At 68.7% G+C, this 11,277-nt stretch carries 12 protein-coding genes; 9 read left to right on the forward strand and 3 right to left on the reverse strand.

Annotated elements, in window-relative coordinates; translation table 11 throughout:
* Window positions 1-29 precede the first annotated feature (29 nt).
* From IV112_RS10805 to IV112_RS10845, 9 genes are all read left to right on the forward strand, one after another.
* Complete coding sequence (locus IV112_RS10805) at window positions 30-2,345, forward strand: TonB-dependent receptor domain-containing protein (RefSeq protein ID WP_304003492.1); 2,316 nt, start codon at window positions 30-32, stop codon at window positions 2,343-2,345.
* 428 nt (window positions 2,346-2,773) lie between these two features.
* A complete protein-coding gene (locus IV112_RS10810) occupies window positions 2,774-3,136 on the forward strand; it encodes a DUF779 domain-containing protein (RefSeq protein WP_304003493.1) in 363 nt (120 codons plus the stop codon).
* Between the two features lie 198 nt (window positions 3,137-3,334).
* Window positions 3,335-3,526 (forward strand): hypothetical protein, encoded by a 192-nt coding sequence (locus IV112_RS10815; RefSeq protein WP_019918582.1) that lies wholly within the window; start codon window positions 3,335-3,337, stop codon window positions 3,524-3,526.
* A gap of 122 nt (window positions 3,527-3,648) precedes the next feature.
* The gene (locus IV112_RS10820; protein ID WP_304003494.1) at window positions 3,649-4,296 is read left to right on the forward strand and encodes a PEP-CTERM sorting domain-containing protein; all 648 of its coding nucleotides are present in this window, start codon (window positions 3,649-3,651) and stop codon (window positions 4,294-4,296) included.
* A gap of 15 nt (window positions 4,297-4,311) precedes the next feature.
* Entirely contained in the window at window positions 4,312-5,373 is a 1,062-nt protein-coding gene (locus IV112_RS10825; protein ID WP_304003495.1) for a hemin-degrading factor, read from the forward strand.
* Window positions 5,370-6,218, forward strand: coding sequence for a heme/hemin ABC transporter substrate-binding protein (locus IV112_RS10830; protein WP_304003496.1), 849 nt, complete (start codon window positions 5,370-5,372; stop codon window positions 6,216-6,218). Before IV112_RS10825 ends, IV112_RS10830 begins: the two co-directional genes overlap by 4 nt.
* Window positions 6,215-7,264, forward strand: a complete 1,050-nt coding sequence (locus IV112_RS10835; RefSeq protein WP_304003497.1) for a FecCD family ABC transporter permease — start codon at window positions 6,215-6,217, stop codon at window positions 7,262-7,264. The genes IV112_RS10830 and IV112_RS10835 overlap by 4 nt, the downstream gene beginning before the upstream one ends.
* 1 nt (window position 7,265) lies before the next feature.
* Window positions 7,266-8,051, forward strand: coding sequence for a heme ABC transporter ATP-binding protein (locus IV112_RS10840; RefSeq protein ID WP_304003498.1), 786 nt, complete (start codon window positions 7,266-7,268; stop codon window positions 8,049-8,051).
* 119 nt (window positions 8,052-8,170) lie between these two features.
* Window positions 8,171-8,842 carry a flagellar brake protein gene (locus IV112_RS10845; RefSeq protein WP_304003499.1) on the forward strand — a complete coding sequence of 224 codons (672 nt, stop codon included), beginning with the start codon at window positions 8,171-8,173 and terminating at the stop codon, window positions 8,840-8,842.
* Here IV112_RS10845 and IV112_RS10850 read toward each other — a convergent pair.
* The 3 genes from IV112_RS10850 to IV112_RS10860 are packed head-to-tail and all read right to left on the reverse strand — an operon-like array spanning window position 8,806 to window position 11,158.
* Window positions 8,806-8,991: a hypothetical protein gene (locus tag IV112_RS10850; RefSeq protein ID WP_304003500.1), complete on the reverse strand. Its 186-nt coding sequence runs from the start codon at window positions 8,989-8,991 to the stop codon at window positions 8,806-8,808. The two genes, IV112_RS10845 and IV112_RS10850, sit on opposite strands and share 37 nt — an antisense overlap.
* Entirely contained in the window at window positions 8,988-10,859 is a 1,872-nt protein-coding gene (gene feoB / locus IV112_RS10855) for a ferrous iron transporter B (RefSeq protein WP_304003501.1), read from the reverse strand. The genes IV112_RS10850 and feoB overlap by 4 nt, the downstream gene beginning before the upstream one ends.
* A complete protein-coding gene (locus tag IV112_RS10860) occupies window positions 10,856-11,158 on the reverse strand; it encodes a FeoA family protein (RefSeq protein ID WP_304003502.1) in 303 nt (100 codons plus the stop codon). The genes feoB and IV112_RS10860 overlap by 4 nt, the downstream gene beginning before the upstream one ends.
* Between the last annotated feature and the right edge of the window lie 119 nt (window positions 11,159-11,277).

Consider the following 11,277-nt stretch of genomic DNA (forward strand, 5'->3'; position numbering starts at 1 on the left):
CGTTCGCCCATCCAGACTGTCACGACATCTTGAAACACCGAATTCCCCTGCGCCCGCAGCTGCTGCTGGCGCTGATGTGGCCGCTCGCGTGCGCGGCGCAGGACGATGCGCTGTCTGAGGAGGACGTCGTCACGCTGCCGGAAGTGGAGGTGCGCGACTCCCGCGACGACATCCGTCCGCCCGCGGTCGAACTGACCCCCGATCGGCCGGTCACGACGATAGGACCCGAGGCGATCGAACGCCGCCAGGCGGGCACGATATTCGACCTGCTGAAGGACGTGCCGGGTGTCGCCGTCGACGGCGGTCCGCGCGCCAGCGGCATGAAATTCAACCTGCGCGGCTTCTCCGACAACGAGGACGTGCTGTTCAAGATCGACGGCGCAGTGAAAGGCTTCGAGAAGTACCGCTTCGGCAGCGGCGTATTCATCGAACCCGAACTGCTGAAGGCCATCGAGATCGAGCGCGGGCCGTCGCTGAAGTCCGGCTCCGGTGCGCTCGGTGGCACCATCTCGGCCACCACGAAATCCGCTGCCGACTACCTGCGGCCGGGTGAGCGCGTCGGCGCCCAGATCAAGTATGGCTACAACGCGAACAGCAATGAGCGGCTGCGCATGGTGACGGTATACGGTCGGCCGAACGGTTATCTCGATCTGGTCGTCTCGATCGCCCGGCGCGACTCGGACGACATCCGCCTGCCCGACCGCAGCCGGCTCGACCTGACCGCGGTGCACTCGGAAAGCCGCTTCGCCAAGGCCACCTTCTACGCCAGCGACGACCTGACGCTGGAACTGAGCCAGACCTACTACACGGGAGGCCCCGAGCGCGCACCCTACGACGCGACTGCCGGCAGTGCAGGCCAGTTCGGCGTGGTCGAACGCAGCATCGAGGACACCACCACCAATCTGCGCATGAACTACACGCCGGCCGATTCATGGATCGCGCTGCGCGGCACCCTCGCCTATGAAACGACCGACCTGGATGACGTGCATCGCATCACCCAGAGCCGCATCTGCGTATCGCCATCGACCGCCTTTCCGGCGGCTTTCCGCATCGATCGCTGCGACGACGCCTGGCGCTACTCGATCTGGACCGCCGAAGTGTTCAATGACACGCGTTACGCGATTGGCGAACTGCAGGGCGTGCTCAGCATCGGCTACCAGGGCATACGTAATAGCCGCGATATCGCACGCGTCACCTCGCGCGCGCTGACCAACCAGCAGGTCTACCCGAACGGCTTCAACGAGGCGCAACCGCCGGGCGACAAGGTGTCCGATGCACTGATCGTCGAGAACGCCTTCACGCTCGGCGCCTTCACCTTCACGCTGGGTGCGCGACTCGACCGCTACCACGTCAGCGCCGAGGGTCAGACGCGCACCAACATGATCGCCGCCGGACAGTCGCCGGACATCCGCTTCGTCAAGCTGTCGCCGGCGGCGGCGCTCACCTGGCGCATCCCGCGCAGCGACTGGTCGGCCACCGTGCGCTACCACGAAGCTTTCCGCCCGCCGCTGGTTGACGAGTACTTCGCCCGCGGCAGTTTCGCCAGCCGCTGCGCGAAAAGCGCTGGCTGGTCCTTGCCCGGCAATCCGGTGCTTTATCCGGAACCGCTGTACGACCCTTCAGGCTACGGTCAGACCTACGATCCTGCACTCGACCTCGCGCCCGACAACGAAATCTGCGGAGCACTCTACCGGCCGCAGGAATCGTCGAACCACGAACTGACGCTGGCCTGGATGCCGCAACCCTCCTCGCCGCGCGACGGGCGCTGGCAGGCGCGGGTCACCTACTACGACATCCACACCCGCCATCTCCTGACGTCGTTGAGCAATATCGGGGGCGAAGTCGGCCAGCCGGGCAAGGAGCGGCGCAAGGGCACCGAACTGGAAATCAGTTACGACGGACTGCATGCCTTCTCGTCGCTGTCGTGGTCACAGATCGACGGCCGCATCACCAATGCGGTGGCCGGCACCGACTACGCGCTCTATGGCGTGCCCGGCGACACACTGAGCATCAGTGCCGGCGTGCGCGGGTTCGACGGGCGGGTCGAAGCCGGCGTGCGGATACGCGACATCGCTGACCGCCGGGCGGCTGCCAGCACGGTAGAAACCGTGTGCTCGCGTCCCGGCACACTGGTCGTGCCGGGCGTCGGCACGATAGGCACGCAATACGGCGTACGCCTGTACGACCTGTTCGCCAGCTGGCAGATGACGCGTGACACACAACTGCGCTTCAATCTCGACAACCTCACCAACGAAACCTACTGCCTGCAGGATGGCTTCGCCGGTGCGGTCGGCATACAGGCGCCCGGTCGGACGGCGAAGCTGTCGGTGACGATGAGGTTCTGAACGATATTTCATATGTCAGGAACACTGCAGGGCTGCAAGAATGCGCTTCTGTACTGGATTTCCGCGCCCAATCAATGACATGCAAATGAAACACGCGTTGCACGCATGAACACCGTCATGCACCGTAACTGGACACATCACGGCGTTTGAATGTTCGCCATGCGGGAAAAAACCATTCCTAATCATGCTCCAGCGCCATTCATCGCACTTGGCTCGGCTCTTGCTGGGACGGCCTGTTTCCGCGACGCCCCTGCGAGGGGCGCCGCGCCCATCCTGTCTTTCCGCACAGGAGTCACGTCCGATGTCTGCCAGCATGGCCGTTCTACAGCTGTCGATGACTGCGCACCGGCACGCCACGCCCGGAACGCGGCGCCACGCGCCGACGCGCGGCAGCGGACGGGCCGCCACCTCCATTGAATGACCGCACCATGCCACATCCATCCGACCCCTACTGCCTCGGTCTCATGCCCGATCCGTCCGAATTTCCCGCACTGGCGGCCAGCGTCGATGCCGTCATGCTCATCATCCGGCTGTCGGCGCGCTACGGGCCGCTGATGTTCCTGCACGACGCGACCGGTGACGTGCTGCAGCCGCGCTGCCGCCCGGTTGGCTCGCTGCCGGTCGACGATCATGACGTCAAGCTGGGTGAAGTGGCCGGGTGCGAGTACTGGATCGCACCGTCGGCACTCGATCAGCTCGGCTCGGGCACTCTGCTGCTCGACGTGCTGGAAGAACGCGGTGACGCCACCGGGCTGGCCAGCCGCTTCGTTCTGCGCAAGGTCGGCAACTGATCACCCAGCGGGGCGGCGCAACGTCGTCCCGCTCCTCACTGGCGGCCGCCTCCGGGCCCTTGCATTCATCTCGTTCCCCTTTGCTCGCCCACGCCGCGATGCTGCGCAGCGCTGTCGTCATGCCTGAGGCTTGACACCATACTGCGAATCATTATCATTTAATGAAATCGACCGTCCGCGGCCAGACCGCAAGCATCCATGTCCGCCTCAGGCAACGAACCGACCGAAGCATTGAAGGTGCGCCTGTCCGCCCTGCTGGACGACCTGATCCGGCACGACGGCTTCGGCTCGCTGAGCGTCGAGGTCCGCCTGCTCAAGCGCGGCCAGAAGGAAGTCATCATCGACTGCGGCAAGCAGTATCGGTACGTCATCGATTTCGCGCCCGGCTGAGACCGGCGTGACGCAGCACACTCCGGCGGCGCGGGGCCGCGGAGCAGGTTTTCAAATCACAGAAACCGCCTGATCGATCGCCTTCGCGGGGAAGGGATAGATGGCTCAGAACGAGGTCCATCATGTCTTTCCGCCTTCTGCTGTCCGCTGGCGCCCTGTGCGCACTGTCCTCCACCGCCGCCTTCGCCACCAGCGCCAGCTGGGACACCCCGCTCGCCGGTCATGACGGCAACGGCAGTTCCGCCGCCACGCCGTGGGCCAGCGGCAGCGTCTATGCCGAGTGGAACGTGTTCGACAGCTTCAGCACCGACGCCACGCCCGACATCGCCGGCAGTGGCAGCGTCAGCCAGCTCAACCCGGGCGCCGGCAGCTTCCTGACCGGCAGCGGCAACCTGTATAGCGCCGCCGGCGCAGCCTTCTTCCTGGTCGACCTCGACGTCGCGCAGAGCGGCACCTGGAATGTGTGGCTGCGCATCGCGACCCAGGGCACGGCGGCCGACACCGTCGCCACGCTCAATGGCATCGCCGCGAACAAGGTGGTCAGTTACAGCGCCGCGCTCGGCGGCTTCGGTGGCAGCGAGGAAGAGGCCTACTGGACCTGGGTGGTCACCGATCCGCTGTCGCTGCAGTTCAGCTTCACCAGCTCGGAAGCGCACCTCAGCCTCGACCAGCTCGCCGTACTCGCCCAGTCGGTGCCGGAACCGGCGACCTGGATGTCGCTGGCTGCCGGCCTCGGCCTGCTCGGCGCCCTGTCGCGTCGTCGCGCCTGATACCGGGAGACCGCGATGACGCCGCACACCGATCCGGAAAGCCTCTATCACACCTTCCACGCGCTGAAGGCGGAGCGCCGCCTGCGCAATCGCGACGCCGCCGCAGCCCTCGGTATCAGCGAGGGCGAGGCGATTGCCAGCGGCGTCGGCCGCGACGCCGTGCGCCTGACCGCGCCCTTCGACACGCTGTTTCGCCGCATGCCCGAACTGGGCGAGGTGATGGCGCTGACCCGCAACGAAGCCGCTGTCCATGAAAAGACCGGCTGCTTCGAACAGATGTCCGGCGATGCCAAGGTCGGTCTGGCGCTGGGCAGCGCCATCGACCTGCGCATCTTCTACGGTCGCTGGGCATACGGCTACGCAGTGACCGAACAGGGTCCGAAGGGCGAGTCGCGCAGCCTGCAGTTCTATGACGCGCATGGCGACGCCGTGCACAAGGTGTTCTCGCGCGCCGGCACCGATCTCGCAGCCTGGGACCGGCTGGTCGCCGAATTCGCCGCCGCCGACCAGAGCGCCGGCGAAAAGGTCGCGCCGCGCAGCGCGCCCGCCAGCGACGAAACGCCGCTCGACGCAATCGACGCCGTCGCCTTCCGCCGCGACTGGCTGGGCATGCAGGACACGCACGACTTCTTCCCGCTGCTGCGCCGGCACAAGGTATCGCGCCGCCAGGCCATGCAGATCGCGCCCGAGGGCCACGCCAACCGGATCGGCAACGATCTGACGCGTTCGCTGCTCGAAGCGGCGGCCGCCGATGGGGTGTCGGTCATGTGCTTCGTCGGCAACCCGGGCATGATCCAGATCCACACCGGGCCGGTGCATCGGGTCGAAGTGATGGGGCCCTGGCTCAACGTACTCGACCCCGGCTTCAACCTGCACCTGCGGCAGGACCTGGTCGACCAGACCTGGATCGTGCGCAAGCCGACCGCCGATGGCGTCGTCACCTCGGTCGAACTGCTCGACGCAGCCGGTGAAACCATCGCGCTGTTCTTCGGGGAGCGCAAACCGGGCAAGCCGGAGCGCGAGGACTGGCGCGCACTGGTGGCCCAGCTCGGCACCGCCGACAGCCTCGCGGCATGAGCCGCCGACTGCTCCGCAGCACGCTGGTGGCGCTGCTGTTCGCCGCCGGCGCGGCAGTCGCCGCACCGGCGCAGCGGCTGGTCACGGTCGGCGGCGCGGTGACCGAAATCGTCCATGCGCTGGGCGCAGCCGACCGTATCGTCGCCACCGACACCACCAGCACCTGGCCGGCGTCCGCGCAGGCGCTGCCCAAGGTGGGCTATCAGCGTGCGCTGGCGGCGGAGGGCGTGCTGTCGATGCGGCCCACCCACCTGATCGCCACCGCCGATGCCGGCCCGCCAGTCACGCTGACCCAGTTGCGCGGCGCCGGCGTGCAGGTGATCCAGCTGCCGCCGGACCACAGCGCGGCGCAGGTCGGCAACGCGATCCGCATGGTCGCCGCCGCGCTGGCGATGGAAGACGCCGGCCGCACACTGGCTGAGCGCTTCGATCACGACTGGAAGACGGCACAGCGCGAGGTGGGCGCCCTGCCCGGCCGGCCGCGCGCGCTGTTCATCCTCGACCACGGCGGCAGCAGTCCGATGGTGGCTGGCGACGACACGGCGGCCGACGCGATGCTGGGCTACGCCGGCGCCGTCAACGTGATGGCCGGACGCTTCCGCGGTTACCGGCCGTTGACGCTCGAAGCCGCGTTGGCCGCGGCGCCCGACGTGATCGTGACGACTGACGAGGCCATCGCCGCCGCCGGTGGCGCCAGCGCCTTCCTCGCCCGCCCCGGACTGGCGGCGCTGCCGGCCGCGCGGGCGGGCCGGCTGGTCAGCCTCGACGCACTGCGCATGCTGGGCTTCAGCCCGCGCCTGCCACAGGCGGTGAGCGAACTGGCGCGCCGGATGCGCGCGCCGTGAATACGCGCGCACTCACTCTGTCGGCCGGGGCGCCTGCTTCGCTGGCACTGCCGGCGCTCGCGCTGGCGCTGTTCTGCGTCGTCGTGCTGGCACTGGGCAGCGGCGCGGTCAGCCTGTCGCCGACGGCCGTGCTCGGCGCGCTGTTCGGTGCCGACGCCGGCAGCGAAGCCGAACTGGTGGTGCGCACGCTGCGCCTGCCGCGCGTGCTGCTCGGCGTGATCGCTGGCGCCGGTCTGGGCATCGCCGGTGCCGCGATGCAGGGTCTGATGCGCAATCCGCTGGCCGACCCGGGGCTGGTCGGCGTCAGCAGCGGCGCGGCACTCGCGGCCGCCTGTGTCGTCGTTCTCGGCGAACGGGCGATGAGCGCGGGCGGCTGGCTGGCCAGCTCGGCACTGCCGCTGGCCGCCTTCGCCGGCGCCGCGCTGACCACCGCCGTCGTCTATGCGGCCTCGCGCCGCAATGGCCGCAGTTCGGTCACGCTGATGCTGCTGTCGGGCATTGCCATCAACGCGCTGGCGATGTCCGGCATCGGTCTGCTCATGTTCATGGGCAGCGACGCGCAGGTGCGGCAGTTCACCTTCTGGACGCTGGGCAGCCTCGCCGGCGCGACCTGGCCCGGCGTGGTGGCGGCAACGCTGGCGGTCGCGCTGGCACTGGGCGCGCTGCTGCGCCGCGCCGGACCGCTCGATGCGCTCGCGCTGGGCGAGTCGCAGGCCGCCCACCTCGGCGTCGCCACCGCGCGGCTGAACCGCAGTTGCGTGCTGCTGATCGCGCTGTCGGTCGGCGCGACCACGGCGCTGACCGGCACGCTGGGCTTCATCGGGCTGATCGCGCCTCACCTCGCACGCCGGCTGGTCGGTCCGGCACATGCCCGACTGCTGCCGGCCAGCGCACTGACCGGCGCCGCACTGGTCGTGCTGGCCGACAGCGCCGCCCGTACCTGGGTGGCGCCGGCCGAACTACCGATCGGCGTGCTGACGGCACTGTTCGGCGCCCCCTTCTTCATCGCCCTGCTGCGCCGTCGCGCCGCGCACGAAAGCACCTGACATGCTCGCTGCCCGCAATCTGACCGTTCGTGCCGGCCGTCGCCTGCTGCTCGACGACGTTACGCTGACGCTGAAGCCGGGCGAACTGCTGGCGCTGGTCGGCCCGAATGGCGCCGGCAAGACCACGCTGCTGCGCGCACTGGCCGGCGATATGGACGTCGCACACGGCAGCGTGCTGTGCGCCGGCGCCGCGCTTCAGGACATCGCACCGCTTGCGCTGGCGCAAATGCGCGCCGTGCATGCCCAGCACCAGCGCACCGACCTCGAATACACCGCGGCCCAGGTGGTCGAGCTCGGCCGCTTCCCTCACCACCACGGACGCCCGGGCGCCGAAGACCGGCAGATCGCACGCGCCGCGATGGCGCTGACCGGCGTCGACGGCATGGCGGCACGCATCTGTGCCACGCTGTCCGGCGGCGAGCAGGCACGCGTGCACCTGGCGCGCGCGCTGGCGCAGATCTGGACGGCACCCGAAGGCGCGCACGCGCTGCTGCTCGACGAGCCGGTGGCGGCGCTCGACATCGCCTGGCAACACCGCACGCTGGCCTGCGCACGCGAATTCGCCCGGCGTCGAGGCTGTGCGGTGCTGGCCATCGTGCATGACCTGAATCTGGCTGCGCGCTACGCCGACCGGATGGTGCTGCTGGCTGAAGGTCGCATCCGCGCCGATGCCGCCCCCGCCGCCGTGCTGGCGTCGCCCGAACTGGCACAGGCCTTCGGCCTGCGCTGCCGGCTGCTGCATGACGCGCACGACGGACAGGCTGTACTGATCGCCGAGCCGGCATGATCGGCAAAAATGCGTGGACAGGGGTTTAGAAGACGGCGCGCGCGCCGTAGACCTCGGTGCCCGTCCACCACGAGTGAACGCGGCAGACCCGGCACCAGAGACACGGCAGATATCCTCCGATGGCAAGCAATCCGATCGAATCCAGCACCTCGACCTTCCTCGGCATGGGCCTGAAGGTCGGCGACCGCATGCAGCTCGATCCACCGGCCAAGATCACCGGAGGCGCACGCGTCGTCAGGCTGGTCGGCTATACCGAAGACCGTTCGCTGCTGGTCAGCATGCCCGACGAAAAGAACTGGAGCGGCTCGCTGATCGAAGGCGACACCGTGCTGGTGCGCACCTTCTCCGGACGCAAGGCCTTCAGCTTCAACAGCCGCGTGCTCAAACGCGCAGTCAGTCCCTACGAATACCTGCACCTGGAGTTTCCGCCCGCGGTATCGAGCCGTCGCATCCGCCGCGCCGAACGCGTCCGCACCGACATCGCGGTACAGCTCAAGGGCGCTGACGCGCGCGCCGTGCGCGTCACCAATCTGAGCGCCACCGGGGCCGAACTGCGCAGCAGCGCCGCCGCGGGCGAAGTGGGGGAAACGCTGAGCTTCACGCTGCCGCTCAATCTGCATTTCGTCGACATCGAGGTGCAGTGCGAAGGCACGGTGCGCAACGCCCATCCGCTGCCGGACGGCGGTGTCGCCTGCGGCATCGAATTCGCAGAACTGGACAACCAGAGCTGGATACTGCTGCGCAGCTACGTCTATCAGCACCTGCTCGATTCGCCGTCCGGGCGCGTCTGAAGCGCGGACGGCCGGCTGCAGCCGGTGCATCCACCGCAACCGGCGGACGGCGCACGCAGGGCGCGCCACCACTGACGCAGTGCCCGACCGGCCGCCAGCGCGGCCAGCGCCACGGCACACAGCGCAACGAAGTCGGTCAGTACGGTCATCCACTCACTCCTGATGCGATGCGGAAGGTCAGGAAGGCTGCCAGCCAGGCCAGCCCGAACAGATAGCCCGCCATCAGCAGCGGCGCCCGCCAGCCACCGGTTTCACGCCGCACGGTGGCCAGCGTCGACAGACATTGCGGCGCGAACACGAACCAGGCGAGCAGCGACAACGCTGTGGGCAGCCCCCAGCTGGCCGAAATCAGCGGTGCCAGCGCCTGCGCAGTGTCGTCCGCGGTGGCCGACAAGGCATAGACGGTACCCAGTGCGCTGACCGCCACCTCGCGCGCCGCCATGCCGGGCACCAGCGCGACCGCGATCTGCCAGTTGAAGCCCACCGGCTCGAACAGCGGCAGCAGGAAGCGGCCCAGCGTGCCGGCGAAGCTGTACTCGATCGCCGGGCCGGTGGCGCCGGGCGGCGGTGCCGGGAAGGTGGCGAGGAACCACAGCAGCACGGTCAGCGCGAGGATGATGCCGCCGACCCGGCGCAGGAAGATGAGCACGCGCTGCCACAGGCCGATCGCGATATTGCGCACCGACGGCCAGTGATAGTCCGGCAGTTCCATCATCAGCGTCTGCGTCAGGTCGCGCGCACCGAAGCGCTTGAGCAGCCAGGCGATGGCGATGGCCGACACGATGCCCGCCAGGTAGAGCGCGAACAGCACCAGCCCCTGCAGTTCCAGCCCGCCGGCAACGGTGCGCGACGGAATGAAGGCGCCGATCAGCAGCGCGTACACCGGCAGCCGCGCCGAACAGGTCATCAGCGGCGCGATCATGATGGTGACCCAGCGGTCGCGCGGGTTCTGGATCGTGCGCGTGGCCATGATGCCCGGTATCGCGCAGGCGAAGCTCGACAGCAGCGGAATGAAGGAGCGGCCGGACAGCCCGACGCCGCCCATCAGCCGGTCGAGCAGGAAGGCGGCGCGCGGCAGGTAGCCCGATTCCTCGAGCAGCAGGATGAAGAAGAACAGGATGACGATCTGCGGCAGGAAGACCAGCACGCCGCCCAGCCCGGCGACGATGCCGTCGACCAGCAGACTGCGCAGCAGGCCGTCCGGCAGGATCGATCCGACCGCTTCGCCGATCGTGGCGGTCGCCGCCTCGATCCAGCCCATCGGCGCCTCGGCCCAGGCGAACACCGCCTGGAAGATCAGGAACAGCAGCGCGCACAGCAGCAGCGGGCCGACCAGCGGATGCAGCAGCACGCGGTCGGCGCGGTCGCTGAAGGCGTGCGCCTGCACGGTGTCGAGCCCGAGCGAAGCCAGGATGTCGCGCACACGTCTGTGGTCGTCGGCGACGTCGCCCGCTTCCGCCGCCGGCAGCGCGGCGCCCGGGCGCACGTCCTCGAGCAGTTCGAGCAGCGCGTCGGCGCCACCCGACTTCACCGCCACCGTGGTCACCACCGGCACGCCGAGCGCTTTCGACAGCGCCTCGGCATCGACGTGGATGCCACGCGCCCGTGCCAGATCGGTCATGTTCAGCGCAACCACCACCGGCAGCCCCTGGCGCATCAGACCGAGCACCAGTCTGAGCTGACGCGGCAGGTGGGTCGCATCGACCACCGCAAGGATCAGATCGGGACGACGCTCGCCGGACAGACGCCCCGCGAGCACATCACATGTGACCTGCTCGTCCGGCGAATGCGGCGTCAGGCTGTAGGTGCCGGGCAGATCGAGCACCGCCAGCCGGCGGCCGGACGGGGTGCGCAGCACGCCCTCCTTGCGCTCGACGGTCACGCCGGCATAGTTCGCCACCTTCTGCCGGCTGCCGGTGAGCAGGTTGAACAGCGCGGTCTTGCCACAATTCGGGTTGCCCACCAGCGCCAGCAAGGCCGGACCGAGCCGGCTGCTATCGACCACCGTCTGCGTCACGCTGCCGCTCCATCGGCCGCTCGCACCATTACGCAGTCGGCTTCGGCGCGGCGCAGCGCAAACGTCGACACGCCGACCCTTACCGCCAGCGGCTCGCCGCCCGGCTGACCGCGACGCAGCACGCGTACCGATTCACCACTGATGAACCCGAGTTCGCGCAGCCGGCTGGCCCATTCCGGCGCCCGGGCGTCGGCACGCACCTCGACCACGGTCATCGGCGCGCCGACGGTGGCGCTGCTCAGCGCGAAGCCGGCGGTCGGACCGGGCGTCTGGGATTCCACGTCGGAAGGCGTCGGCATTGCGATATCCGCTGATTCAGATGTTGAGAACAGTTTTCATTCTACCCGAGCGGACCACACAGAGACAGTCCGCGCAATCCGCCGACCCGCGCGGAATTTCGATTGCACGCGAATCGATT

Origin of the sequence: Methyloversatilis discipulorum, assembly GCF_018780585.1 — a bacterium.
GTDB classification, from domain to species: domain Bacteria; phylum Pseudomonadota; class Gammaproteobacteria; order Burkholderiales; family Rhodocyclaceae; genus Methyloversatilis; species Methyloversatilis discipulorum_B.

Bases quoted from the DNA above. Each gene is read 5' to 3' on its own strand.
- IV112_RS10810 (WP_304003493.1), top strand. From the start codon at position 2,774: ATGCCACATCCATCCGACCCCTACTGCCTCGGTCTCATGCCCGATCCG.
- IV112_RS10815 (WP_019918582.1), top strand. From the start codon at position 3,335: ATGTCCGCCTCAGGCAACGAACCGACCGAAGCATTGAAGGTGCGCCTG.
- IV112_RS10820 (WP_304003494.1), top strand. From the start codon at position 3,649: ATGTCTTTCCGCCTTCTGCTGTCCGCTGGCGCCCTGTGCGCACTGTCC.
- IV112_RS10825 (WP_304003495.1), top strand. From the start codon at position 4,312: ATGACGCCGCACACCGATCCGGAAAGCCTCTATCACACCTTCCACGCG.
- IV112_RS10830 (WP_304003496.1), top strand. From the start codon at position 5,370: ATGAGCCGCCGACTGCTCCGCAGCACGCTGGTGGCGCTGCTGTTCGCC.
- IV112_RS10840 (WP_304003498.1), top strand. From the start codon at position 7,266: ATGCTCGCTGCCCGCAATCTGACCGTTCGTGCCGGCCGTCGCCTGCTG.
- IV112_RS10845 (WP_304003499.1), top strand. From the start codon at position 8,171: ATGGCAAGCAATCCGATCGAATCCAGCACCTCGACCTTCCTCGGCATG.
- IV112_RS10850 (WP_304003500.1), bottom strand. From the start codon at position 8,991: ATGACCGTACTGACCGACTTCGTTGCGCTGTGTGCCGTGGCGCTGGCC.
- IV112_RS10860 (WP_304003502.1), bottom strand. From the start codon at position 11,158: ATGCCGACGCCTTCCGACGTGGAATCCCAGACGCCCGGTCCGACCGCC.